At 32.4% G+C, this 24985-nt stretch carries 26 protein-coding genes; 17 read left to right on the top strand and 9 right to left on the bottom strand.

Annotation, left to right across the window (positions count from 1 at the left end; all coding sequences use genetic code 11):
• Nucleotides 1-116: 116 nt before the first annotated feature.
• The gene (locus tag QWY90_RS09550) at nt 117-2225 is read left to right on the top strand and encodes an outer membrane beta-barrel family protein (protein WP_290285671.1); all 2109 of its coding nucleotides are present in this window, start codon (nt 117-119) and stop codon (nt 2223-2225) included.
• A 1-nt stretch (nt 2226) separates the two neighbouring features.
• Here the strand turns inward: QWY90_RS09550 and rsmD are convergent, their stop codons facing one another.
• Nucleotides 2227-2790 carry a 16S rRNA (guanine(966)-N(2))-methyltransferase RsmD gene (gene rsmD / locus QWY90_RS09545; RefSeq protein ID WP_290285669.1) on the bottom strand — a complete coding sequence of 188 codons (564 nt, stop codon included), beginning with the start codon at nt 2788-2790 and terminating at the stop codon, nt 2227-2229.
• On the bottom strand, nt 2787-3599 hold the full coding sequence (locus QWY90_RS09540) for a DUF3822 family protein (RefSeq protein WP_290285667.1): 813 nt from the start codon (nt 3597-3599) through the stop codon (nt 2787-2789). The genes rsmD and QWY90_RS09540 overlap by 4 nt, the downstream gene beginning before the upstream one ends.
• A gap of 204 nt (nt 3600-3803) precedes the next feature.
• On the opposite strand from QWY90_RS09540, the gene QWY90_RS09535 reads away from it, so the two are divergent.
• Together QWY90_RS09535 and kdsB are read left to right on the top strand one after the other, a co-directional pair.
• Complete coding sequence (locus QWY90_RS09535) at nt 3804-5225, top strand: ATP-dependent DNA helicase (protein WP_290285665.1); 1422 nt, start codon at nt 3804-3806, stop codon at nt 5223-5225.
• Nucleotides 5226-5267: 42 nt separating this feature from the next.
• Complete coding sequence (kdsB, locus tag QWY90_RS09530; protein ID WP_290285664.1) at nt 5268-5993, top strand: 3-deoxy-manno-octulosonate cytidylyltransferase; 726 nt, start codon at nt 5268-5270, stop codon at nt 5991-5993.
• Here kdsB and QWY90_RS09525 read toward each other — a convergent pair.
• Together QWY90_RS09525 and QWY90_RS09520 are read right to left on the bottom strand one after the other, a co-directional pair.
• Nucleotides 5990-6700 (bottom strand): potassium channel family protein, encoded by a 711-nt coding sequence (locus QWY90_RS09525; protein ID WP_290285663.1) that lies wholly within the window; start codon nt 6698-6700, stop codon nt 5990-5992. The genes kdsB and QWY90_RS09525 overlap by 4 nt on opposite strands.
• Nucleotides 6700-7362, bottom strand: coding sequence for a spermidine synthase (locus QWY90_RS09520; RefSeq protein WP_290285662.1), 663 nt, complete (start codon nt 7360-7362; stop codon nt 6700-6702). The genes QWY90_RS09525 and QWY90_RS09520 overlap by 1 nt, the downstream gene beginning before the upstream one ends.
• Nucleotides 7363-7422: 60 nt before the next feature.
• Between QWY90_RS09520 and QWY90_RS09515 the strand changes: the two genes are divergently transcribed.
• From QWY90_RS09515 to QWY90_RS09490, 6 genes are all read left to right on the top strand, one after another.
• Complete coding sequence (locus QWY90_RS09515; RefSeq protein WP_290285661.1) at nt 7423-7974, top strand: 1-acyl-sn-glycerol-3-phosphate acyltransferase; 552 nt, start codon at nt 7423-7425, stop codon at nt 7972-7974.
• A 10-nt stretch (nt 7975-7984) separates the two neighbouring features.
• On the top strand, nt 7985-9124 hold the full coding sequence (locus QWY90_RS09510) for a M14 family metallopeptidase (RefSeq protein WP_290285660.1): 1140 nt from the start codon (nt 7985-7987) through the stop codon (nt 9122-9124).
• Nucleotides 9125-9183: 59 nt separating this feature from the next.
• Nucleotides 9184-9666: an Lrp/AsnC family transcriptional regulator gene (locus QWY90_RS09505; protein WP_290285659.1), complete on the top strand. Its 483-nt coding sequence runs from the start codon at nt 9184-9186 to the stop codon at nt 9664-9666.
• A gap of 87 nt (nt 9667-9753) precedes the next feature.
• Nucleotides 9754-12339 carry a phosphoenolpyruvate carboxylase gene (locus tag QWY90_RS09500; protein ID WP_290285658.1) on the top strand — a complete coding sequence of 862 codons (2586 nt, stop codon included), beginning with the start codon at nt 9754-9756 and terminating at the stop codon, nt 12337-12339.
• A gap of 202 nt (nt 12340-12541) precedes the next feature.
• Nucleotides 12542-13141, top strand: coding sequence for a tetratricopeptide repeat protein (locus QWY90_RS09495; protein WP_290285657.1), 600 nt, complete (start codon nt 12542-12544; stop codon nt 13139-13141).
• Nucleotides 13142-13211: 70 nt separating this feature from the next.
• A complete protein-coding gene (locus QWY90_RS09490) occupies nt 13212-13730 on the top strand; it encodes a DinB family protein (RefSeq protein WP_290285656.1) in 519 nt (172 codons plus the stop codon).
• Between the two features lie 124 nt (nt 13731-13854).
• Here the strand turns inward: QWY90_RS09490 and QWY90_RS09485 are convergent, their stop codons facing one another.
• The 5 genes from QWY90_RS09485 to aroB form a co-directional block, all read right to left on the bottom strand.
• Entirely contained in the window at nt 13855-14280 is a 426-nt protein-coding gene (locus tag QWY90_RS09485) for a DNA primase (protein ID WP_290285655.1), read from the bottom strand.
• Nucleotides 14281-14291: 11 nt separating this feature from the next.
• Entirely contained in the window at nt 14292-15266 is a 975-nt protein-coding gene (locus tag QWY90_RS09480) for a deoxyhypusine synthase family protein (protein ID WP_290285653.1), read from the bottom strand.
• A gap of 162 nt (nt 15267-15428) precedes the next feature.
• Complete coding sequence (locus QWY90_RS09475; RefSeq protein ID WP_290285652.1) at nt 15429-16832, bottom strand: type III PLP-dependent enzyme domain-containing protein; 1404 nt, start codon at nt 16830-16832, stop codon at nt 15429-15431.
• 55 nt (nt 16833-16887) lie between these two features.
• Nucleotides 16888-17067, bottom strand: coding sequence for a hypothetical protein (locus QWY90_RS09470; protein WP_290285650.1), 180 nt, complete (start codon nt 17065-17067; stop codon nt 16888-16890).
• A gap of 57 nt (nt 17068-17124) precedes the next feature.
• Nucleotides 17125-18192: a 3-dehydroquinate synthase gene (gene aroB, locus QWY90_RS09465; RefSeq protein WP_290285648.1), complete on the bottom strand. Its 1068-nt coding sequence runs from the start codon at nt 18190-18192 to the stop codon at nt 17125-17127.
• A gap of 147 nt (nt 18193-18339) precedes the next feature.
• On the opposite strand from aroB, the gene QWY90_RS09460 reads away from it, so the two are divergent.
• From QWY90_RS09460 to QWY90_RS09425, 8 genes are all read left to right on the top strand, one after another.
• On the top strand, nt 18340-18645 hold the full coding sequence (locus tag QWY90_RS09460; RefSeq protein ID WP_290286958.1) for a TIGR03643 family protein: 306 nt from the start codon (nt 18340-18342) through the stop codon (nt 18643-18645).
• A gap of 3 nt (nt 18646-18648) precedes the next feature.
• The gene (locus QWY90_RS09455) at nt 18649-19065 is read left to right on the top strand and encodes a DUF2452 domain-containing protein (protein ID WP_290285646.1); all 417 of its coding nucleotides are present in this window, start codon (nt 18649-18651) and stop codon (nt 19063-19065) included.
• 13 nt (nt 19066-19078) lie between these two features.
• Nucleotides 19079-19732: a flavin reductase family protein gene (locus QWY90_RS09450; RefSeq protein ID WP_290285645.1), complete on the top strand. Its 654-nt coding sequence runs from the start codon at nt 19079-19081 to the stop codon at nt 19730-19732.
• A complete protein-coding gene (locus tag QWY90_RS09445) occupies nt 19725-21230 on the top strand; it encodes a cryptochrome/deoxyribodipyrimidine photo-lyase family protein (RefSeq protein ID WP_290285644.1) in 1506 nt (501 codons plus the stop codon). The genes QWY90_RS09450 and QWY90_RS09445 overlap by 8 nt, the downstream gene beginning before the upstream one ends.
• Nucleotides 21227-21961: a YqjF family protein gene (locus QWY90_RS09440; protein WP_290285643.1), complete on the top strand. Its 735-nt coding sequence runs from the start codon at nt 21227-21229 to the stop codon at nt 21959-21961. Before QWY90_RS09445 ends, QWY90_RS09440 begins: the two co-directional genes overlap by 4 nt.
• Nucleotides 21948-22091 carry a DUF2256 domain-containing protein gene (locus QWY90_RS09435; RefSeq protein ID WP_290285642.1) on the top strand — a complete coding sequence of 48 codons (144 nt, stop codon included), beginning with the start codon at nt 21948-21950 and terminating at the stop codon, nt 22089-22091. The genes QWY90_RS09440 and QWY90_RS09435 overlap by 14 nt, the downstream gene beginning before the upstream one ends.
• A 62-nt stretch (nt 22092-22153) precedes the next feature.
• On the top strand, nt 22154-23689 hold the full coding sequence (locus tag QWY90_RS09430) for a cryptochrome/photolyase family protein (RefSeq protein WP_290285641.1): 1536 nt from the start codon (nt 22154-22156) through the stop codon (nt 23687-23689).
• The gene (locus QWY90_RS09425; protein WP_290285640.1) at nt 23686-24978 is read left to right on the top strand and encodes a DASH family cryptochrome; all 1293 of its coding nucleotides are present in this window, start codon (nt 23686-23688) and stop codon (nt 24976-24978) included. The genes QWY90_RS09430 and QWY90_RS09425 overlap by 4 nt, the downstream gene beginning before the upstream one ends.
• Nucleotides 24979-24985: the final 7 nt, after the last annotated feature.

Raw genomic sequence — 24985 nt, 5'->3', positions numbered from 1 at the left:
CTTTTCAAAAATAAGTGAATTATACCAAAATAAAACGTTTAACCCTGCATTAACCTTCAATTAACTTTCGGAACTAAATAATAGAAACACTTTTGTGAAAATTTTAATCCATGAAAATGAACAAATTCTCTTTACTGTTAATTTTATTTGTTACCCAATTTGTCTTAGCGCAAGAAAAGGAAAAGAGAAAAGAACAGGAAAAGGAAAAACCTGAAGAATTAAAAGAGGTTGTAGTAGAAAATGAAACCAAAACGTTTGCCTATAAAAATGGAAACATTAAGGTTGATGTGGCAAATTCTATTTTCAATTCGTCTCCAAATACTCTTGATTTGCTGGCTAAGTTGCCTAAAATCCAAATCACGCCCGAAAAAGATGGTATTTCAGTAATTGGCAAAGGCACGCCGTTGTTGTATATAGACAATCAAAGTGTTGATATGGAAGAATTCAATGCGTTGGCTGTAGAAGATATAAAAACCATTGAAATCATTAATAATCCGTCTTCAAAATACGAAGCTAACGGAAGAGTAGTCATTCTAATAACCCGAAAGTTCAGTAAAAAAGAAGGCTTTAAAGTGGTGCTTTCTGAAAATGCTTCTTTCAAGAAATATTTCAATAATTACTCGGGAATTAATGCCAGTTTTAAAACCGGAAAACTTGAGTTCAAAACCAATTTCAATTATAATCAGATTACCGTTTGGGAAAGCAATGGAAATGATTTGACGATGCCCGATTATGATATTCACTCCAATTATTTAGTTACAGCTATTACCAAAAGACCGCAATTTTTATACGGTAGCGGGCTTTTCTACAAAATCAATGAAGACGATTATCTGACTTTAAATGGCAGCAGAAAAAGTCAAGATGATATTTTTGATATTAATACAAATACGTTCAATCAGGAACAAAGCACTATAAATTATATTAATACTTTGAATAGGAATGATGAAAATCGTGAATTCACCAATTGTTTTTTGAACTACAATCATAAAATTAAAAGTTTAGAGGCTAACTTATTTTCGGGATTTCAGTATTCTAATTTTAATCAGCAGATGGCGAGTGTTGTTTTTAATGATTATAATGATACGGGTTCTGAATTAACACAACACCGAAATCAAAAGTTTGATGTAAATGTTTTTTCAGGCAGAACCGATTTGGAGAAAAAGTTTAAAAACGAAATGCAATTAGAACTTGGAGCCTTGTATTTGTCTGCCAATGCGGATACTCATTTTACTATCGAAAACATAAATCCAGTAAGCACAACCAAATCGGATTATAATTATAAAGAGCAAAACATTGCGGCTTATTCTCAGCTTAGCGGAAGTTATAAAAAGCTAAATTATACAGTTGGTTTACGAGCTGAAAACACCATTGTAAAAGGAAAGTATGCTGCAGAAAATACTTTTTCTGTTGATAAGGATTACATCAACCTATTTCCAAAAGCTGAAATCGGAATGACAATCGACAGTTCTAATACCATTAGTGTGAATTATGCTAAAAGCATCGTGCGTCCTAATTATTCATCTACAAGTCAGGCTTCCGCCTATATTAATCCTTATTTTGTTTGGGCGAATAATATTAATCTGAATCCAACTATAACAGACGAAATTTCACTTGATTATGGCTATAAAGACAAATCACTTAGATTGGTATTTTACAAAACTAAGAATCCAATTTATTATGGAGCAAGTTATAATGATTCACAAGACTTATTAACTTTTATGACTACCAATTTTGAAAAAGAATCTGGAATTTCAATAGAACTAACGATTCCGTTTAAATATAAATTTTGGACGACAACCAATGTGGTGAATCTTGGCTACACCAAAATTGTGGACAGTACAGCTTTGATGATGGAAACCAAACCTTCGGTCTATATTTATTCTAATCATATTTTTAGCTTGCCAAAAGAAATAGAAGTATCACTTACCGGTTGGGGCTATACCAAACAAAAGTTAGGCATTTTTGAAAGAAGTGGTCTCGTAACTTTTGATGCAGCTGTTACCAAAAAGTTTTTTACAGCTTTTGATTGTGCGTTGAGTTGGAGTGATATTTTTAGAAAAATGAATTACCGAGGCAACTTTACTATAAATAATATTGCGGCAAAAGGAATCTATTACACCGATTCGAGTGCAATTTCTCTTTCGATAAAATATTCTTTCGGAAAGATTAAAAAATCAGAATTCAAGGAAAGAAGCGTTGACGAAAACTCAGGTAGAATTAATTGATTTATTCTTCTTCAGTTTCCTTATCTGAGGCAAATTCAAAAAAAGTAAACACCGAACCACCGTAATTCTTTTGGAAGGAATAATTTGACATGTTTTCCAATTTGGTGTATTTCGAATGTTCAACAATGAGCATCCCTTCTTCATCTAACAATTCTCTTTCAAAAATAAGTTCAACGATTTTTTCGAATTCCTTTTGTTCCATTCCGTAAGGCGGATCAGCAAAAATAATATCGTAGTTACCACTATGTTTTTCAAGAAATTTAAATACGTCGCTTTTGATTGCCGTAATATCAAACTCAAATTCTTTGGCGGTTTTCTTAATGAAGTTTACACAACCCATATCGCCATCAACACAAAGTATTGGCGAACAACCTCGCGAACCAAACTCATAACTAATACTTCCGGTTCCGGCAAAAAGTTCCAAAACTTTCAGTTCCGAAAAATTAAAATGATTGTTCAAAACGTTGAATAACGCTTCTTTGCTCATATCAGTCGTAGGACGAACGGGAAGATTTTTGGGAGGCGCTATTCTTCTGCCTTTATATTTGCCCGAGATGATTCTCATGAGTGTAACAATATAAAATGCTCACGCTTTTCGGCATCGGTTAAATTGCTTTGCATAAAACTCACATCAAACAAATTGGTATTTCGCACGTATTTATATGCAATGTTGTAAAGCGAATCGTCTTCGGTAATCTTGCCTAATAATTCCAATTTGAAACTTTCTGGATTCAAATGCAACTGTTCGGCAGTGAATACTATATAATAGATAAAATCTTCCGGAGTCTTATATTCAAAAGTATTATAAAGTTGTAGTTTTTGATTTTGGATTACCACAATTTCAAAATGAGTATCACTTACATGCACAAACATTTGGCGTTCGTCATTGTTTTTGGAAATATCCAACAATTTTTTTACCAAAACGGTATTCGCGTGTTTGTAGTCAAATGTGCCAAATTGGTCAATGAAATAATTATTCAGATTCACATACGGAATATACACATTATTCATTTCGTAATTTCCCAACTCATCAAAAGCAAAGAAATCGGTTTCAAAAACTTTGGTATTAAATTGTAAATAACTGCCTAAATAGTCTTCGTCAAATAAAGCTGTTGGTACAAATGTCGAAAGATTATTGCTGTGAATAATAATGACTTCGTCGTAACCTACTTTTAGTTCCGGGTTATTCTGAAACGCTTCGGCAAACAAATCTTCTATTTTGGTAGTGAGTTGGACTTTACCCAAAACAACTTTTTGGAGTTTAGTAGCTTTGTTCGTCAGTGTATCAAACGTAGCAAAAGACAAACCATTCAGGGAAACCTGAATTGCCAGTTTTTGATACATTTTGTCGATAACACTACTGTTTTGCCACATATTATTTTGAATTAGTGCGGATGGCAAACTTACGAAAATCAATGTCAATGTCAATGGCAAAAATCAATATCAATGGCAAAAATTAATGTCAATGTCAATTGTAGTGTTCTAATAGTTAATAGATTTATAATTGTTTATTGCAATTGATATTGTCATTGCCATTGAAACCTTTATATTTGAAACTCCATTTTATTCAATCTTTTCATGACTTCCAGCCAGTTTTACAGTGTGTTACAAAAACAGTTTCCGTTTCAACCAACCGTAAAGCAGGATATTTTTTTTCAACAAATTGCTGAGTTTTTAACCAATTCGAATTCCAACGAAATATTTGTACTAAAAGGTTACGCCGGAACAGGAAAAACAACCGTGATTTCTACCATTGTTAATAATCTCATAGAAATCAACAAAAAATATGTTTTGTTGGCACCAACCGGAAGAGCTGCCAAAGTGATTGCGAATTACTCAAACAAACCAGCCTTTACCATTCACAAGAAAATCTATTTTCCGAAGAAAGGAAAATCAGGTGGCGTTTCGTTTACAATGCAAACCAACAAACACAAAAACACCATTTTTATTGTAGATGAATCGTCCATGATTTCAGATGTGAATACCGAATCCAAACTTTATGAAAACGGTTCATTGCTCGATGATTTGATTTCGTATGTATATAATGGTGACAATTGCAAAATGATTTTGCTGGGCGATACAGCCCAATTAGCGCCAGTGCAATTAGATGTCAGTCCGGCATTGGATACCGAAAAATTAGCCATGAATTATAATAAAGAGATTTTTTCAATCGAGTTGGATGAAGTCATGCGACAGGAAGAAAAATCAGGGATTTTATATAACGCAACCGAACTGAGAGAATTGATGAAAAGCAGTTTTCTAGATGATTTTAAATTCGACTTAAAAGGGTATAAAGATATTGTCCGTTTGACGGATGGTTTCGATATTCAGGATGCCATTCAAAGTGCTTATAGCAATTACAGTATTGAAGATACGTGTTTTATTGTGCGTTCTAACAAAAGAGCGAATCAGTATAATCAGCAAATTCGTTCCCGAATTTTGGATAAGGAAAGTGATTTGTCAGTTGGCGATTATTTAATGGTGGTTAAGAACAATTATTTTTGGCTAAAAGAAACCGATGAAGCCGGATTTATTGCCAATGGCGATATCATTGAGGTTTTAGAAATTTATGGTTTCAAGGAATTATATAATTTCAAATTTGCCAAAGTTAAAATCAGAATGGTCGATTATCCCAATCAAATACCTTTTGAAACGGTACTGTTATTAGACACAATTACAAGCGAATCGCCTTCATTAACGTTTGAAGAAAGCAATCGGTTGTATCAGGAAGTTATGAAAGATTACGAAGGTGAACCGCAATACCGCAAGTTCCAGAAAGTAAAAAGCAACGAATATTTCAACGCCTTACAGGTAAAATTCTCTTATGCAATTACCTGCCACAAATCCCAAGGCGGACAATGGAATACCGTTTTTATAGAGCAACCGTATCTACCAAATGGTGTCGATTTAGATTATATCCGTTGGCTTTACACAGCAGTGACTCGTGCTAAAGACAAATTGTATTTAATTGGATTTAAAGATGACAATTTTGTAGAATAGATTTATTGAGGAATTAATTATATTTGAATAAACTAATTTGAAATGAAAATCATCGCCGTAATTCCAGCCCGTTATGCTTCTACACGTTTTCCTGCCAAACTGATGCAGGATTTGGGAGGTAAAACAGTTATTCAACGAACTTATGAAGCAGCGGTAAATACCAGATTATTTGACGATGTATTCGTAGTTACCGATTCGATTTTGATTTACGATGAAATCATTAACAATGGTGGCAAAGCTATCATGAGTGTCAAAGAGCACGAAAGTGGTAGCGACCGAATTGCCGAAGCAGTAGAGAATCTGGATGTAGATATTGTTGTGAATGTACAAGGCGACGAACCGTTCATTAACAAAGAGCCATTAGCAAAAGTGTTGCATGTTTTTAGAAATGATTTTGACCAAAAAGTTGATTTGGCTTCACTGATGTTTCAAATTACGGATACTGACGAAATCGAAAATCCCAATAACGTAAAAGTAGTAACCGATCAAAATGGCTTTGCCTTGTACTTTTCGCGCTCTGTAATTCCGTATCCACGAGATGCAAATGCTGGAGTTCGATATATGAAACACATCGGGATTTATGCTTTCCGCAAACAGGCACTTTTAGATTTTTATCGTTTGCCAATGAAATCACTTGAAGCTTCGGAAAAATTGGAACAACTTCGATACTTAGAATTTGGTAAGCGAATTAAAATGGTCGAAACCAATCAGGGAAGCATTGGTATTGATACTCCAGAAGATTTGGAAAAAGCTAGGAAGATGATTTAAATATCTTTATTTTCATTGTCAAAATAGCCTTTTGATTTTACTTTTGTAGAAAAGAAATTCAAAAACAAAATCACAAATGACAAGAAGAACATCGCTTGAACGCAAGCCAAAAATTTTCCATAAGTGGTAATCGGATGATAATCCCCAAAACCAATGGTGTTTGTAGTCATTAAACTAAAATAGACTGCATCAGACCAATGTCCAAAAGGAATATTAGTATTATTTCCCAAAGTATAAAAAACGCCAAAAGAGATAACTACCTCTAAATAGTTAAAAAACAACAACAACATAGAACGCTTATAAGAACGAGGACGTGCAAACAAATCGGAAGCAAAAATCAGTGTTGGAATGTATAGAATGGTTTCCAGAATTAGATAGACCAACAACCAAATTAAAATTTTGTGGTCTTGCCAATGATTCATGAGAATTAGTATTGGAAAGAATGTTTTGATTAATATATAACAATCCATCGCTAAATCTTTGTAAGCGTAATTTATTTTAGATGCTAATGTTTTAACATAAATACCAGGGAAACACAATTGAGAAATGGAAAGAAACAAACGAAATATTTTTTCAATGCCATTATCATCTTGGTGGTCGTTATTCCAAATAGAACGGATGTTTAAAATTCTTCTGTCTATTGGATTGTATTTTGGTTTGTAGTTTTCATCAACTTTACCAATCAATAATTTTTTAAAAAATCCCATTAGTTTAGTTTTTTAATAGTAAACAATTCGTTGTGTATTTCCACTTTTGGGTACATTCGTAAAGAATAATTGCCACCAAATTTTGATTTATAAATTAGATTTCGTTCTTCTTGTTTTTTGTCAATTACCATTGTATTGAACAAAATAAAACCGTTCAGATTCAGTAAAGAGTTTATTCTTTGTATAAAAAAATCCTGAAACAAAAAGTTCGGCATAGTAGCATCTTCAAAAATATCAATGATGATTAAATCGTATTTTAATTTGGTTTTCAATACATACTCAAAAGCATCATCAATCACAATTTCCAGATTCGGGATTTTATTTAATTCAAAATATTCATTGGCAATTTTGATAATGGCTTCATCAATTTCAACACCGGTAATTTTTCCTTTAAATTTGATTTCATCAGTCAAAGTCTTAATCACACTTCCTCCGGCAACGCCAAGAACCAAAATGCTTTCAAAATTCCGAATGCGTTCAAAACCTATATATTTCAAGCCTTTTCTAAGAATCCGTTGCAGGCTGCCATACGAATAATTGGTGCTTTTACTGTCTAAAACTAATTCGCCATTGTTCCAAGTTACTTCAAGCGATTGGCTTACCGCAGATTTTTTTTGGTAAACGTTAATTGGAATAAAATAGCTAAACAGTTTTCGAATCATCGATAAATATTTTTATCAAAAGTAAGACAGAAACACTAAATTTACGAAAAATATAACCGAATGAAGCAGCAACTTTATAAATTTATTTTCTTTAAATTACTTGGCTGGAAATTGATTGGCACACTTGACAAGTCAATCAAAAAGTCCGTTGTTATCGTTATTCCGCATACTGCGAATGTTGATTTTTTTATTGCCTTGTTGGTTCGTGGAATAATGAATGTTGAAATCAACTTTGTGGGCAAAAAGGAATTGTTTGTTTTTCCGTTTGGTTATTATTTTAGAAGTGTTGGTGGTGCACCATTAGACAGAAGTGGTGGCAAAAATAACGTAGATGCAACTGCCGAGATATTCAGTAAACATGAAACCTTTCGATTGTCATTATCGCCCGAAGGAACACGCAAAAAAGTAACTGAACTGCGAACTGGATTTTATTATATTGCACTAAAAGCAAACGTTCCTATTATTCCTGTTGCTTTTGATTATGGCAAAAAGGAAGTTAAAGTTGGTAATCCTTTTACCGTAACGGGCAATTATGAAGAAGATATGAAAGTTATTTTACCTTTCTATAAAGGAGTTAAAGGCAAAAACCCAGAAAGAGGATTTGAAGTTTAAAACCAAACAAATGAATTATTTAGAACTGCATAAACAATACAAAGAAGAATCAATTTCCGGTCGCTATATAACATTGCAACATATTGAATCTTTGATTTTAAAACAAAAGGCTGAAATTATTGGTCAATCTGTTTTGGGTAAACCGATATACAAATTGCAGTTCGGAACTGGAAAAAATAAAATTTTAATGTGGTCACAAATGCACGGAAACGAAAGCACCACAACCAAAGCGCTATTTGATTTTATTAATTTTTTGGATTCTAATACTACAGAAAGCAACTCCTTTCTAGACAATTTTACTTTTTGTTTGTTACCGATGCTCAATCCTGACGGAGCAAAATTATATACCAGAGAAAACGCCAACGGAATAGATTTAAACCGTGATGCCCAAAACCTTTCACAACCAGAAAGTGTAGTTTTAAGAAAAGAATTCGAAGCATTTAAACCCAATTATTGTTATAATCTTCATGACCAGCGTACTATTTATGGTGCCGGAGAATCAGGACATTCAGCTACAGTTTCGTTTTTAGCGCCAGCTTATAATGAAAATCGAGATCTCAATGAAGTTCGTATTAAAGCTATGAATATAATTGTGTCGATGAACAATACTTTGCAGCAATTTATTCCAAATCAAGTTGGTCGGTTTGACGATTCTTTTAATATAAATTGTGTTGGAGATACATTTCAATATTTAAATGTGCCAACAATACTTTTTGAAGCAGGACATTTTGCCAACGATTATGAAAGAGAAATTTCCAGAAAATATATTTTTATCGCTTTAGTTTCGGGAATCAAGTTTTTAAACGAAAACGATATAGTTCTCAACGAAATTGGCAATTACCTAAAAATTTCGCAAAATAAAGTCGTTTTTTATGATTTTGTTTATAAAAATGTTAAAATAAATTATGATAATAACAAAAAAATTATCAATTTTGCTGCTCAGTTCAAAGAAGTTCTAAATAACGAAAAAGTAACTTTTGAAGCAGTGATTGCTCAAATTGATAATTTAGAAAATTATTTTGGTCATATAGAAATTGACGCTAGAGACGAAACCTATTACGACGGCGAAAGTAATTTTCCTATTTTAGATAAGAAAGCTAACTTTTATTTAGGAAAAAGTATTCAAATAGTTAACGGAAATATCAAGTAGTTAGTTATTCTTTTTTGAACTTTAAATTTTAAAATTGGGTTTTAATAAAAATATATTTTATGAGTAAGTTTAAATTAGACGAAGTAGACCACCAAATCTTAGATATGCTGATTGACAATACCAGAATTCCATTTACTGATATTGCTAAAAAATTGTTAATTTCAGCAGGAACTGTGCATGTTAGGGTAAAGAAAATGGAAGACCAAGGCATTATAATGGGTTCTTCATTGTCTTTAGATTATGAAAAACTTGGCTATTCTTTTATTGCTTATGTTGGTGTGTTTTTGAATAACACTTCTCAAACAAAATTTGTTTTAGAAAGAATCAGTGAAATTCCTTATGTGACAGTAGCTCACGTAACTACAGGAAAATTCAACATCTTCTGTAAAATTAGAGCAAAAGATACCAAACATGCTAAAGATGTAATCTTTATGCTTGATGATATTGATGGTGTTTACAGAACAGAAACTATGATTTCATTAGAAGAAAGCATAAACGACAAAAAACGTTTGATGCATACCATTTTCCAAGAATTAGACTAAGAACTATTATTGATATATAATTCTAACCTCATTCTTTAACATCGAATGAGGTTTTTTTTTACTAATTTAATGCCTAAAGTTTTAGCCATGTATACTTTACCAAAAATTGAGCGTTTCAACCAAAATGTTTTATCCAAGTACCATATATATAATAGCGTTTTTATAACGTTACCTTTTGATGCTATTGATAATACAGGCGTTTTGTTACCATTATTTTCAGAAGTTTGTGAAACAGGTTTTAAAAAGAATTGGTCACCAAAACAGATTGTAGATTTCTTTTCCGAAAAGTATTTAGATAATGCTTCAGATGAAATGAAAATCGATTTAATGTTTCGATTTATTCAATATGTTGAACGTCAAATTGTGCTTTTTGATGCTATCGAAGATGCTGCTTTCTCGGTTGTAAATAACCTTGAAGGTAGAGGATCGTTGCGCGACATTAAAGAAAAATCAGAAGCTAAGGACAAGCATGAAGAACTAATTGAATTTTTGGAAAACTTTAGCGTTCGAACTGTGCTTACGGCTCATCCTACACAATTTTATCCAGGTTCAGTTCTGGGCATAATCACTGATTTGACCGAAGCCATTCGCCAAAACGACTTATTGCAAATCAAACAATTGTTAGCACAATTAGGTAAAACACCTTTCATCAAAAAGGAAAAACCAACACCATACGATGAAGCTGTGAGTTTGATTTGGTATCTCGAAAATGTTTTTTATCAAACTATTGGAGAGATGATGCAGTATATGCAAAAAAATATATTTGATGGTAACATCATCGAAAATCCTATTATTAATTTAGGTTTTTGGCCTGGTGGCGATAGAGATGGAAATCCGTTTGTAACTCCCGAAATCACTGAAAAAGTTGCCAAAAGACTACGAACTTCCATACTCAAATGTTATTATTTTGATGTAAGGGCTTTAAAGCGAAAATTAACTTTCAACCAAGTTGATACGATAATTGCCACTTTGGAATACAAGCTGTATCGTTCGGTTTTTTATTCTCAAGGTGAATTATTTATTTCTTTAGATGAGTTAAATAATGATCTAAATATTATAAAACAAATTATAATTAATGAGCATCAGTCTTTGTATTTGGATGAAATAAATATGTTATTGCAAAAAATAAATCAGTTTGGTTTTCATTTTGCTGATTTAGATATTCGTCAAAATAGTCGTATTCACAATGAAGTTTTTAATGATATTTTAGATTTTTTAAAAAAGGAGAAAACACTTTATTTTCCGAATGATTTTGATACATTTTCCGAAGAAAATAAAATGGATTTTATTTCAAAACTCCAATTTAATTTGAACAATCATTTTTTTGAAAATCAAATAACACGATCTACGCTTGACACTATAAAGTTGATGCGTGAAATTCAAAAACAGAATGGGGAAAGAGGTTGCAATCGATATATAATTAGTAACAACGAAAGTGCTCTAAATGTTATTGAAACTTTTGCCATGTTTCGATTATTGGACTGGGAAAGTCCAACTGTTGATATTGTTCCGCTATTTGAATCGGTAGACGATTTGCAAAATGCAAACGAAATCATGGAGCAATTGTATGAAAATACAGCCTATCGAAATCACATTAAACATCGAAAAGATAAGCAAACGGTGATGCTTGGTTTTTCTGACGGAACCAAAGATGGAGGTTATTTAATGGCAAATTGGAGTATATTCAAAGCCAAAGAAACCATAACAGAAGTTTCTCGAAAACACGGAATCAAAGTTATTTTCTTTGATGGTCGAGGCGGTCCACCAGCTCGTGGAGGTGGAAAAACACACAAGTTTTATGCGTCCTTAGGTTCGACTATAGAAAATCAGGAAATACAAGTTACAGTGCAAGGGCAAACAATTAGTTCCAATTTTGGAACATTGGATTCTTGTCGTTACAATTTAGAAAACTTGTTGAGTGCAGGTGTTGCAAATCAGGTTTTTAATAAAGACGAAAATAATCTTTCAGCTTATGACAAATCAATAATTGATGAACTTGCTAATCTTGGCTATCAAAAATACCTTGATTTCAAATCGCATCCAAAGTTTATTCCCTATTTGGAACAAATGAGCACGCTGAAATATTATTCAAAAACGAATATTGGCAGTCGTCCTTCTAAGAGAAATGCATCTGAACAACTTAATTTTGCTGATTTGCGAGCCATTCCATTTGTGAGTGCATGGAGTCAAATGAAACAAAATGTGCCCGGATTTTTTGGTGTTGGTACCGCTTTAAAACATTTTGAAGCAACAAACCAATGGGAAAAAGTGCAAACACTCTATGATGACTCTTTATTTTTTAGAACACTTTTAGAAAATACAGCCATGTCTTTAGCAAAATCTTTTTTTCCATTAACTGCTTATATGAAAGAAGATAAGGAGTTTGGTGAATTTTGGCAAATCATTTATGATGAATTTCTAGATACCAAAAGGTTGTTGCTTAAAATTGCGGGACATAAAGAACTCATGGAAAACTATCCTGATGGTAAAGCCTCTATTGCAGTTAGAGAACAAATTGTATTGCCTTTACTGGCAATTCAGCAATATGCTTCTTCGCAAATTAATGAAATGAAAAAGCATAAAAAAATTGACGAAAAGTTACTTAATGTATATGAAAAATTAGTAACGCGATCACTTTTTGGAAATACAAATGCTAGCCGGAATTCAGCATAGTAAATGATTTTTTTTCTAACTCAATAAAGTCTTTTAATATAATTTATTGTTTAAAAATTTAAAGAAGCATTATGTTTTCGTAACTTAGATGAGGTTTTTTGATGTTGCCAATAATCTTAATTGAGTTAATATGAAAAAAATTGCATTCCTCTTAATAGCCAGTTTTTTCTTTCTAAGTGTTTTTTCACAAAAGAACGATAAAATGCCCCATACTAAAAAAACGGAAAAAGTACAACCAAAATCCGATAAGACTTCCAAAAATGAAGTTGCAATTGAAGGTTATGATGTTGAAGAAACAATAAACATGAAATTTGGTGGTAGAAAAACAACTTATACCGTTTCAAATATAGATTTGGTTGATAAAAATGAATTGGGGCCAGACAATACTAGAGTTGTAAAACCAAAATATGTAAATGTTAAACCAAAAGAAGAGTTGCCAGTTATAGAAAAAATGACAACTACTGCTGTTACAACTTCGGCAAATGTTATAAAGCCTGTTAAAGTTATTTCAGTTGTTCCAGATGGGAAATTGCAGTATGCCAAAATAAAAATAATAGAAAACTACGAAAGAGTTTTACAGAAAGGTTACAAAACAGAAGAAATGCTAATGGCAGTAGCAGATTATCATTTTTTTGCTGACAATTTAGTTACTGCTGCCAAATGGTATTCACAACTATTTGAATTTTGCCCTGATGAATTAGAACCTGTTTACTATTTTAGATATGCTAAGTCATTAGAAAGCATTGGTCAAACCGAAAAAGCAAAAGAGATGATGGCTTTATATCAAACTAAAAAGTTATAAAAGAACAGATATTCTTCATAGGCTTTTACAAAATAAATAGTGAACTTTGCTTCACAAATAAATCATTTACATGAAACAATCCGATTTACAACCTAAAGAATTCGCAGGAAATTTTGGTACTTATATTAACCAAGTTTCCATTGAATATACACTTATTGAAGAACTTGAAATCTCTGTGCACCGCTTTATAAAATTTGTTCAAAATATTCCGTTGGATAAATTTGATTACCGATATGCTGAAGGAAAATGGACGATTAAAGATATTATCCAACACTTGATTGATGCTGAAAGAATATTTGCTTATCGTGCCTTACGCTTTGCCAGAAACGACAAAACCGAATTAGCAGGATTTGAAGAGAATGATTATGTTGACCAAGCTAATGCTACAAAAAGAAGCATTCAAGAATTATTGACTGAAATGGCTGTTGTCAGACAAGCCACTTTATCTTTATTCAAATCATTTTCAAACGAAGAATTATTGCGAATAGGAATCGCTTCGCATAATCAAATTTCGGTTAGAGCATTAGGATTTACTATCATTGGACATCAAAATCATCATCAAAGGGTTTTTGAGGAAAGATATCTTTAAGCTGTAACTTATAAGCTGGGAAGCTCGAAGAATTTGTCAATTCATTTAAAATATAAAATCCCAAACTCAATTGAATTTGGGATTTTATATTTTATACTTCACGCTTCTAACTTAAAGCTTTGTTCTATTCTTCGTCGTCTTCGTCTTCGTCTTCTACAAAGTTATCTGAGGTCTCAAAATCATCATCGTCATCGTCATCGTCGCCATCGTCGGTCCCACCTTTGTCATTTAATAAATCCTCTTCTTCATCATCTTCACTTTCAGTTAATGCATCTTCATCATCATCTAATCCTTTGATTGGATCAATTGGTTCCACAACAGAGTCAATATCTTCCTCGTCATATTTTTCCATACGACTAGCCAATTTTGTACTCACTTTTACCAGGTAAATAGTGTCTTCTGTTTTGACTTCAACAGCTTCAATCAATTCGTTTTGAGCATTTCTAAAACGAATGATGTCAGAATCGTCGTAACCTTCTGGAAACTTATCTACTAATAAATTCAGAATGTCACCGGTTAGTTTAGCATAATCTACAATAATTCTTCTCATAAAAAAACATTTTATAAATCTAGTAAGTAAGCAAAGATTAAAGGTACAACAATAGTTGCATCTGATTCAACTATAAACTTAGGTGTATGAATATCTAATTTTCCCCAGGTAATTTTTTCATTAGGAACAGCTCCTGAATAAGAACCATAACTGGTAGTTGAGTCTGATATTTGGCAAAAATAACTCCAAAACGGAACTTCATGCATTTCCATATCTTGATACAGCATTGGTACCACACAAATTGGAAAATCTCCGGCAATTCCGCCACCAATCTGAAAGAAGCCCAAACCTTTTCCGGTTGAATTTTTTGGATACCAATCGGCTAGCCACATCATATATTCGATTCCACTTTTCATCGTGGTCGCATTGAATTCTCCTTTGATACAATAAGAAGCAAATATATTTCCCATAGTGCTGTCTTCCCAACCTGGAACTACAATCGGTAAATTCTTTTCGGCTGCAGCAACCATCCAGGAATCTTTTGGGTCAATTTCATAATATTGTTCTAACACACCCGAATTGATCATTTGATACATGAATTCATGTGGAAAATAACGTTCTCCTTTTGAGTTGGCGTTGTTCCAAATGTCATATAAATGCGATTGCAATCTGCGGAACGCTTCTTCTTCGGGAATACAAGTATCAGTAACTCTATTGAAATGATTCTCTAATAAATCCCATTCTTCCTGCGGACTTAAATCACGATAATTTGGAACTCTTTTATAAGAATTGTGAGCTACCAAATTCATAATGTCTTCTTCCAAATTAGCCCCAGTACAAGAAATAATATGTACTTTATCTTGTCTAATCATTTCGGCTAATGATTTTCCCAGCTCAGCTGTACTCATGGCTCCAGCAAGTGAAATCAACATTTTACCATTGTCAAGTAAATGTGCTTCATATCCTTTTGCAGCGTCAACTAGTGCTGCTGCATTGAAATGAAGGTAATGTTTTTCTATAAATTGACTAATTGGTCCTTTACTCATTTTAAGTTTCTTGTTTTATTCTGTTGCGATTCAACAATTTGCCGCGCTTACGATTTTACTTATAGTTTGTGGTTCAAAGAAAGCCTATTTTTTTTATAATTACAAACTATTTTTTTTACATTTTTTATTTCATGAACACGATTTTTACAATGAAAAAAGCAACTACTTTTTATCGTAGCCCAATATTTTCAGTACGTCATCAGAACTTTGTTGTTCAGAGAATATTTCAGTAGCTAATATTCCATTCTCATCGCGGTCAATCAAAATATGTTTGGGTTGTGGAATTAAACAGTGATGTAATCCACCAAAACCACCAATGGTTTCCTGATATGCTCCAGTATTGAAAAAGCCAATATATAATGGTTTTTCTTTATTGTACTTCGGTAAATACACAGCATTCATGTGTTGCTCAGAATTGTAATAATCATCGCTATCGCAAGTCATTCCGCCCAAAAGAACTCTTTCATATGTATCATTCCAACGATTTACTGCCAGCATCACAAAACGCTTGTTAATTGCCCAAGTGTCGGGTAAAGTGGTGATAAATGAACTGTCAATCATGTTCCAATTCTCTCTGTCGTTTTGTTTCTTTTGATATAAAATCTGATAAATAGCGCCACCAGATTCGCCTACAGTAAAAGAACCAAATTCGGTAAAAATATGAGGAACATCAATTTCTGCTTCATCACAAGAGATTTTGATTTGATTCACGATTTCGTCAATCATATATTGGTAATCAAATTCAAATGCTAAGGAATTTTTGATTGGAAAACCACCACCAATATTCAAGCTATCCAAAGTTGTACATTCTTTTTTTAGTGCTACATATACTTTGATACATTTAACCAATTCATTCCAATAATATGCAGTATCATTGATTCCGGTGTTGATAAAGAAATGGAGCATTTTTAACTCAACTTGCTTATTTTCTTGAATTTGTTTTCTGTAAAAAGGAACAATGTCTTTGTAGCCAATTCCAAGACGAGAGGTGTAGAACTCAAATTTTGGTTCTTCTTCAGCTGCAATACGTATTCCTATTTTGAATTTGCCATCAATAGCTTCCTGCAACAAATCTAATTCTTCATAATTATCAATAATTGGAACCGTTTTATTGAAGCCGTTGTTAATTAATCGGGCAATGTTTTCTATATATTGTTCTCTTTTGAAGCCGTTGCAAATTATATATGTGCTTTTGGTTATTTTACCTTGACCAATTAAATTTTCTACAATGTTTATATCATATGCCGAAGACGTTTCGATATGAATATTGTTTTTAAAAGCTTCATTCATTATAAAACTAAAATGGGAACTTTTAGTACAATAGCAATAATAATACTTGGCTTCATACTTATTTTTTTCCATCGCTTTTCTGAACCAACTTTTAGCTTTATTGATGTTGTTGGAAATTTGCGGTAAATAAGTGAATTTTAGAGGCGTACCATATTGTTCTACTAATTTCATCAAATCGATATGGTGAAATTGTAGCTGATTTTCTTTGTTTAAAGTAAACTCTTCTTGAGGAAAGTAGAACGTTTGGTTGATTAAATCGAAATATTTAGTATTCATTTGGCAGTAGAAAATTAGAGATTAAATTATTTTATAAAACAAAATAATATGGAATTCAAACTCTAATATTGGCATAAATAATAGGAAGTTTTTCTTGAAATAAAAAAGTGATTGGCGAACACAAAGCCATCAAATCATTTTTGAGTATGTAAAAATGATTAGAAGCAGTGAAGAAGTTTAGGTTAGTTTCTTGACTATAAATGCTGTAAACAGAAGTGTTGACACTTTTTTTCATTAGGGCAAATGTAAAAAATAATATATTCGAAATGCAACTACTTGGAATAAAATTATGTTAACTTTTATAATCGGCAAAAGATTTTATAATTAATTCATTTTCAATCTCTTGATTGATTTTTATATTTCCAATTCCGTCAAGTAATGCAAATTGTATTTTACCATATTCATTTTTTTTATCGTGAATAAGTAAATCGAGTATAGGTTGTATATCATTTTCTTCAAAAACTATGGTTTCAAAAACAGTAGTAATCATATTTTTTATCTCTAAATATTCTTTTGCCGAAAGAAGTCCTTTCTGCCAAGAGATATAACTTTCCAATACCATTCCTACAGCAATAGCTTCTCCATGCAACAAGGTTTTTTTGTTTTCGTTTTCCAAAAAATAACTCTCGATGGCATGACCTAAAGTATGTCCAAAATTCAATGCTTTTCTAATCCCATTCTCTGTTGGATCCTGCATCACAATTTCGTTTTTAATTTCAATAGAACGATGGATTAATTGTGGTAAATAATCATGCTGAGCAGATTGTAAATTTCTAAAATGAGTCCAATATATTTGATCATGAATTAAACCATGTTTTACCATTTCAGCGAAACCAGATCGCATTTCATTTTGGGGTAAAGTTGATAAATATTCTGTGTTAATAAGCACCATTTTTGGCACGTTGATAACTCCAATTTGGTTTTTTAGGTTGCCCAAATCAACTCCGTTTTTGCCACCAACAGAAGCGTCAACCATCGCTAACAATGTTGTTGGTATGTGAATGAAATCAATTCCTCTTTTAAATGTGGAAGCTACAAATCCACCAATATCAGTAATTACACCGCCACCAATATTAATCAGCAAACTTTTTCGGTCGCCACCAAGTTCTGTTAAAATGTTCCAAATTTCTACGCAAGTGGTAATGTTTTTTTCGCTTTCACCTGGCTCAATTTCTATAATTTCAATCGTTTTTTCAGTAGCCAAAAAAGGGAGAAATTTGGTCAAACAATATTCGTTAGAGTTCGTATCTGTTAAGATGAATATATTGGAATAGTTTTTTTCTTCAATAAATTTATTTAGTGATTGATATTCATCTTCTCCAAAATAAATAGGGTAACCGTTGGCCTCGATAAACTCCATAGTGTATTTACATTTTGAGCAAAAATAAGCATATTATTTAAGCACAGTTTAATGAAAATTAACTTATTTTTTTATTTTTTAATACTTCTGGAACAGAAAAAAATATTACTTTTGTTCAACAATTTTATATAAAGATTAAACAATTATATTTTGAAATCAATTATTGCTACTATTGAAAATAAAGTATTTGATGAAATTCAAATCGATAGAATCATAGAAATGGCTTGGGAAGACCGAACTCCGTTTGATGCTATAAAATTTCAATTTGGTTTATCTGAGGCTGATGTCAAAGCGTTAATGAAAAAAGAATTGAAATTTAGAAGTTACAAACTTTGGCGAGAACGTGTTGAAAATTGTAAAACAAAGCACACCGCAAAACGAGTAGATGACATTGATAGATTCAAATGTAACAGACAAAGAGCCATTTCAAATAATAAAATCTCAAAGCGTTAATACATGGAAAATAAAAAACCAGACAATATAGTCTATTCTGATACAGAAGGATATAATGCCAGTTTGTTGCCTTATGCTTCAAGCGTTGGTGCACCCGTAATCAGAGTTGATGATTTAGTTTCCTGGAAAAGCAGAGGTATAACTAATGTGAATAAAGAATTCGAAAGTAAGTTCAACGAACTCAAAACTCAGTACCAAAATTTAATTGAAGAATTTGAGTGGAACGAATTAGTTTACAGTGCCAGATTTTCATTTGAACCTGTCGTTGGTGAAATATATCATTGTTACAGAGGAGATGACGGAATTCATTTTCTTTCTTTAATAGCCCCACAAGAATGGAACAAAGAACACATCGGTACTTTTAAACTAAACAGCGATAAAAAGTGGATTTTACTTCACAAAAAAGAAACTATTTTTTGATAAAATTCGGAACATGAGCAACAAAATATATTTCAATACAGCGTCAATAGATAAATTAGAAAAACAACTTAGAGTACATCTTATAAATAGTTTAGGTGGATTCAAAAGTGTTGCTTTGGTTGGTACTTCTGACAATCAAGGAAAAACTAATTTGGGTATTTTTAGTTCATTTTTTCATATTGGTGCGAATCCACCTTTAATCGGAATGATTTTTCGTCCAAGTCCACCAGAGCGTGATACCATGAGAAATATTTTAAATACTCGTTTTTATACCGTAAATCATATAAACGAGTCTACATATAAACAAGCACACCAAACATCGGCTAGATACGATAAAGAAATATCTGAATTTGATGCTACTGGATTGAAAGCCGAATACAAGAATAACTTTTTTGCACCTTTTGTAACCGAATCTGCAATTCAGTTGGGCATCGAATTTAAAGAGAAAATAGACATTTCTATCAATAATACCATTTTGATTATTGGCGAAATAATTCAAATTTACATACCTGAAAATTGTTTACATAAAGATGGTTTTGTCGATTTAGAAAAAGCAAATACCATCACTTGTTCAGGGTTGGATAGTTATCACAAAACAGTCCAATTAGACCGATTAAGTTACGCAAAACCCGATAAAAAAATTACATCATTACTTAAAATTGATTAAAAAAGCTGTCAATATTGTTTGGTTCAAACGTGATTTACGTTTTACAGATCACGAACCACTTTTTATGGCACAGCAAGAAAATATTCCAATTCTTTTAGTATACTTTTTTGAGCCATCAGTAATGGCTTACGATGATTCGGATGTTCGTCATTGGCGGTTTATCTATGAATCATTACAAGAAATGCAAGCCAAACTGAAATCAGTTGATTGCGAAATTTATTTTTTTTACAATGAAGTGCCTTCTGTTTTTACAGAATTACTAACTATTTATGATGTGAAAACAGTTTTTTCTCATCAAGAAATTGGCAACAAAGTCACTTTTGACAGAGATATTGCCATGCAATCTTTTTTTGATGAAAATGCTATTTTTTGGAAACAATCTCAAATGCATGGAGTTATCCGTAAATTAATATCTAGAAAAGATTGGGATAAACGTTGGGAAAATGTCATGCGGGCTGAACCCAAAGCAATCAATTTAAATGAGCTAAAAATCGAAACTTTGGAAGCTGATTTTTACAAAAAATTAAAAGGAAATGAACTTCCAAAAGAAATTACAACTCGCCATAAAAATTTCCAGCAAGGTGGCGAATATTGGGCTTGGCGGTATTTAGATAGTTTTGTAAAAGAGCGTCATGTTAATTACAGCAAGCACATTTCGAAACCCAATTTGAGCAGAAAAGGTTGTAGCAGATTATCACCCTATTTAACTTATGGTAATATCAGCATGCGAATGGTGTATCAATATACCAATCAGTTTTATGAAAGTTCATCCAATAAAAGAGCAATGCTCAATTTTGTTTCTCGTTTACACTGGCATTGTCATTTCATCCAAAAATTTGAAGATGAATGCCGAATGGAATTTGAAAACATCAACAAAGCATACGATTCATTGGTAAAACCCAAAAATGAAATATATATAAAAGCTTGGCAGGAAGGCAAAACCGGAGTTCCAATTGTTGATGCATGCATGCGATGTGTTGTAGCAACAGGTTATTTAAATTTCCGAATGCGCGCTATGGTAGTTTCATTTTTTACTTTCAATTTGTGGCAAGATTGGCGCGAATTACATTTTTTAGCACGACAGTTTTTAGATTATGAACCCGGAATTCATTATCCACAATTGCAAATGCAATCCGGAACAACCGGAATTAATACCATCAGAATTTACAATCCAATAAAGAACTCAGAAGAACACGATTCAGACGGAATTTTTATTAAACAATGGTTGCCCGAATTGGCTGAAATTCCGATAGAATTAATTCACGAACCCAGGAAAATGAATGCTATTGAACAACAATTTTATAATTGCGAAATAGGTAAAGATTATCCATTTCCGATTGTTGATATTGATGCAACCCGAAAATTTGCTAGTGATATTGTTTGGAGTTTCCGAATGAAGGAAGATGTAAAAGAAGAAGGAAAACGCATTTTAAAAAAACATGTCAATAGCTCAAAGGCAGTTTCGAGAAGTAAACAGCAAAAAAATAAATCCAAATGAATATATTTTTAAAAGCCAACTGGGAAAACATCATCATGGTTAATTATGAAATTGCCCCGGAAATTTTGATGCCTTATTTACCCAAAGGAGTTGAACTTGATTTGTTTGAAGGTAAAGCTTACATTAGTCTAGTTGGTTTTATGTTTAAAAAAACGAAACTATTCAATGTGTCCATTCCAAAATTGGGAACCTTCGAGGAAATTAACCTGCGATTTTACGTTACTCGAACTGAATCAGATTTAGTAAAGCGAGGCGTGGTTTTTATCAACGAAACTATTCCTTATAAGATAGTGGCTTGGATAGCTAACAAATTATACAAAGAACATTACACCGTTGTTCCCACTAAACACAGCATTGTCAAAGATTCCATCAACCAAAAAATAAAATTTGAATGGTTGGTCCAAAAAAAGTGGAATAGCATTTATGTCGAAAACAGGATGTCATCTCATCAAATGAAAAAGGATTCACTGGAAAAGTTTATCTACGAACATTATTATGGCTACACCAAAATTAATGAGCAAACCACTGAAGAATATCGCTTGCATCATCCCAGTTGGAAGATTCATGAAGTTGTAGATTATGAAATTGCATGCGATTTTAAAGCGATGTATAGCAACGATTTTTCTGTTTTAAACGAAACAAAACCAACTGCTGTTTTTATAGCCGAAGGTTCTTCAGTAGCCATTGAATGGAAACGGAAAAAAATATATACCAATAATGAACGGAGTTAAAAAACAAAACTTACCCAGCAAAATTTGCGTGGTTTGTAACCGACCTTTTTCCTGGCGTAAGAAATGGGAGAAAGTTTGGGACGAAGTCAAATATTGTAGTGATAAATGCAGAATGAATAAAATTAAATAGCCACAGATTCTCAGATTAATAGTCATCAAAATCTGTGAATTAGTGGCAAATAAAAATAGAATATGTTTAAAACTATACGGTTAATTCTCGGAGATCAACTTAACAGTAATCATTCTTGGTTTGATACCATTGATGATTCGGTTACTTATGTAATGATGGAAGTCAGAACTGAAACCGATTATGCCACGCATCACATTCAGAAAGTAGTTGGTTTTTTTGAAGCGATGCAAGCTTTTTATTTGGAATTAAAATCGAAAGGGCATCAAGTGATTTATATCAAATTAAATGACAATGACAACCTACAATCATTTGAAAAAAATATTCAAAATCTAATTTCAAAACACAACTTTACTTGCTTTGAATATCAACTTCCAGATGAATATAGAGTTGATATTATTTTAAAAAATCTCTGTAAATCAATCACAATCTCAAATTCAGTTGTCGATTCGGAGCATTTTTTCACCACTCGAAACGAACTTGGAAATTTCTTTGAAGGTAAGAAAACCTTTTTGATGGAAAGTTTTTATCGCATGCTTCGAAAAAAGCATAATGTGCTGATGGAGGGCGATAAACCCGCAACAGGTCAATGGAATTACGATGGCGATAATCGAAAAAAGTTACCTAAAAATCACAAACCAACGTTACCATTAGTTTTTAATAATGATGTTACTGAAATTTTTAATCAGATACAGAAAACGAATATAAAAACAATCGGATCTATTGATGCTGCCAATTTTGTTTGGCCCATTAACCGAAAACAATCTCTAGAATTATTAGATTTTTTTCTTGAACAATGCTTGCCATTATTTGGAAGTTATCAAGACGCGATGTCTCCAAATGAATGGTCATTATACCATTCCCGGATTTCATTTTCTATGAATGTAAAAATGATTTCACCACAAGAAGTTATTGAAAAGGCTATACAAGAATGGAAAAAAAGACCTAACGAAATTGAGTACAATCAATTGGAAGGTTTTGTTCGTCAGATAATTGGTTGGCGCGAATACATGCGTGGGATTTATTGTCTCAAGATGCCTGAATATGCTACTATGAATTTTTTCAATAATCAAGAGAAATTGCCAGATTGGTTTTGGACAGGGAAAACAAAGATGAATTGTTTGAAAGATGCTATTTCCCAATCGTTGCAATATGCTTATGCACATCATATTCAGCGGTTGATGATAACAGGAAATTTTGCGCTTTTAGCCGGAATTCATCCTGACGAATTAGATGAATGGTATTTAGGAATTTACATTGATGCCATTGAATGGGTTGAAATCACGAATACTCGAGGCATGAGCCAGTTTGCCGATGGTGGCATTGTAGGTACAAAACCGTATGTAAGTTCTGCGGCTTACATTGATAAAATGAGTAATTATTGTGGCAGTTGTTTTTATAAAAAAGACTTGAAAACCGGAGAAAAAGCTTGTCCATTCAATAGTTTGTATTGGAATTTTTATGACAGAAATGAAGATAAATTAAGCAAAAATCCAAGAATTGGAATGATGTACAATGTTTGGCGAAAAATGAAACCGGAAACCAAGACAGCACTATTAGAACAAGCCGATTATTATTTGAAAAATATAAATGAATTATGAAAACTGCACTCGTTTGGTTTAAAACAGATTTACGTTTACACGATAATGAAACCTTGAGTAAAGCAATTGCTCAAAGCGAATTTATTATCCCGTTTTATTGTTTTGATGAATCTCATTTTACAACAACCGATTTTGGGTTTAAAAAAACAGGAAGTTTTAGAGCTCAATTTTTATTGGAATCACTCATTGATTTAGATGCGAGTTTAAGAGCAATTGGTTCTGGACTTATTGTTTTGAAAGGCAAACCGGAAATTGAAATACCTAAACTTGTACAACGTTTCAAAGCAAGCAAAGTCTTTGCGAAAAAAGAAGTTTGTTATGAAGAAAAGCAAACCGAGTTATTAGTTCAAGCTGAACTTTTTAAAGTAAGATGTGAACTCCAAACTTTTAGCACAAGCACCTTGTATCACGCAGAAGATTTGCCATTTTCTATCAAAGACATTCCGGATGTGTTCACTAATTTTAGAAAAAAAACGGAGAAAGATGCTATGATAAGAAACGCATTTGTCGCACCAACTCAAATAAAATCTCTTGAAATTGAACCTGTAGATTTGCCTTCTTTGGAAGTATTAGATTTAGAATTTACAACAATTGATAAAAGAGCTGCTATCCATTTTAAAGGAGGCGAATCGGAAGCAATAAAACGGTTAAATCATTATTTTTTTGAATCTAAATGTATTTCTAACTATAAAGAAACCAGAAACGGATTGGTTGGAGCTGATTATTCTTCTAAATTTTCTGCTTGGTTGGCCATGGGCTGTATTTCGCCAAGATTCATCTATCAAGAATTAAAAAAATATGAAACGAAATACGAAGAAAATGAATCGACTTATTGGTTGGTTTTTGAATTGTTATGGCGTGATTATTTTAGGTTTATGATGAAAAAATACAACATTAAATTTTTCCAACAAGCGGGAATTCAAGACAAAGGAATTACGGTTAATAAGCATAATAGAAAGCAACTTCAGGAATGGATTGATGGACAAACAGGTGTCGATTTTGTTGATGCCAATATGTTAGAATTGAAATTAACAGGATTCATGAGCAATCGCGGGCGTCAAAATGTAGCAAGTTATTTATGCAATGATTTAAAATTGGATTGGCGCTATGGAGCAGCTTATTTTGAAGAACAACTTATTGATTATGATGTGAGTAATAATTGGGGCAATTGGGCTTATTTAGCTGGTGTTGGTAATGATCCAAGAGGAAATCTGTATTTTAACATCGAAAAACAAGCCAATGATTATGATAAAAATAAAGTTTATCGAAATTTATGGTTGGATGATTAAATAACTT

The sequence above is a fragment of the Flavobacterium paronense genome, from assembly GCF_030409795.1.
Taxonomy (GTDB): Bacteria; Bacteroidota; Bacteroidia; order Flavobacteriales; family Flavobacteriaceae; genus Flavobacterium; species Flavobacterium paronense.
Note: the sequence above shows the minus strand (reverse complement) of the source record. Positions and strands in the feature narration are given on the sequence as shown.

Coding starts and splice junctions, on each gene's coding strand:
- QWY90_RS09525 (WP_290285663.1), bottom strand. CDS start 6,700: ATGGGATTTTTTAAAAAATTATTGATTGGTAAAGTTGATGAAAACTAC.
- QWY90_RS09485 (WP_290285655.1), bottom strand. CDS start 14,280: ATGAGAAGAATTATTGTAGATTATGCTAAACTAACCGGTGACATTCTG.
- kdsB (WP_290285664.1), top strand. CDS start 5,268: ATGAAAATCATCGCCGTAATTCCAGCCCGTTATGCTTCTACACGTTTT.
- QWY90_RS09520 (WP_290285662.1), bottom strand. CDS start 7,362: ATGATTCGAAAACTGTTTAGCTATTTTATTCCAATTAACGTTTACCAA.
- QWY90_RS09470 (WP_290285650.1), bottom strand. CDS start 17,067: ATGAAAAAAAGTGTCAACACTTCTGTTTACAGCATTTATAGTCAAGAA.
- QWY90_RS09490 (WP_290285656.1), top strand. CDS start 13,212: ATGAAACAATCCGATTTACAACCTAAAGAATTCGCAGGAAATTTTGGT.
- QWY90_RS09510 (WP_290285660.1), top strand. CDS start 7,985: ATGAATTATTTAGAACTGCATAAACAATACAAAGAAGAATCAATTTCC.
- QWY90_RS09455 (WP_290285646.1), top strand. CDS start 18,649: ATGGAAAATAAAAAACCAGACAATATAGTCTATTCTGATACAGAAGGA.
- QWY90_RS09500 (WP_290285658.1), top strand. CDS start 9,754: ATGTATACTTTACCAAAAATTGAGCGTTTCAACCAAAATGTTTTATCC.
- QWY90_RS09450 (WP_290285645.1), top strand. CDS start 19,079: ATGAGCAACAAAATATATTTCAATACAGCGTCAATAGATAAATTAGAA.
- QWY90_RS09480 (WP_290285653.1), bottom strand. CDS start 15,266: ATGAGTAAAGGACCAATTAGTCAATTTATAGAAAAACATTACCTTCAT.
- aroB (WP_290285648.1), bottom strand. CDS start 18,192: ATGGAGTTTATCGAGGCCAACGGTTACCCTATTTATTTTGGAGAAGAT.
- QWY90_RS09430 (WP_290285641.1), top strand. CDS start 22,154: ATGTTTAAAACTATACGGTTAATTCTCGGAGATCAACTTAACAGTAAT.
- QWY90_RS09495 (WP_290285657.1), top strand. CDS start 12,542: ATGCCCCATACTAAAAAAACGGAAAAAGTACAACCAAAATCCGATAAG.
- QWY90_RS09440 (WP_290285643.1), top strand. CDS start 21,227: ATGAATATATTTTTAAAAGCCAACTGGGAAAACATCATCATGGTTAAT.
- QWY90_RS09535 (WP_290285665.1), top strand. CDS start 3,804: ATGACTTCCAGCCAGTTTTACAGTGTGTTACAAAAACAGTTTCCGTTT.
- QWY90_RS09425 (WP_290285640.1), top strand. CDS start 23,686: ATGAAAACTGCACTCGTTTGGTTTAAAACAGATTTACGTTTACACGAT.
- QWY90_RS09475 (WP_290285652.1), bottom strand. CDS start 16,832: ATGAATACTAAATATTTCGATTTAATCAACCAAACGTTCTACTTTCCT.
- QWY90_RS09435 (WP_290285642.1), top strand. CDS start 21,948: ATGAACGGAGTTAAAAAACAAAACTTACCCAGCAAAATTTGCGTGGTT.
- QWY90_RS09540 (WP_290285667.1), bottom strand. CDS start 3,599: ATGTGGCAAAACAGTAGTGTTATCGACAAAATGTATCAAAAACTGGCA.
- rsmD (WP_290285669.1), bottom strand. CDS start 2,790: ATGAGAATCATCTCGGGCAAATATAAAGGCAGAAGAATAGCGCCTCCC.
- QWY90_RS09515 (WP_290285661.1), top strand. CDS start 7,423: ATGAAGCAGCAACTTTATAAATTTATTTTCTTTAAATTACTTGGCTGG.
- QWY90_RS09550 (WP_290285671.1), top strand. CDS start 117: ATGAACAAATTCTCTTTACTGTTAATTTTATTTGTTACCCAATTTGTC.
- QWY90_RS09505 (WP_290285659.1), top strand. CDS start 9,184: ATGAGTAAGTTTAAATTAGACGAAGTAGACCACCAAATCTTAGATATG.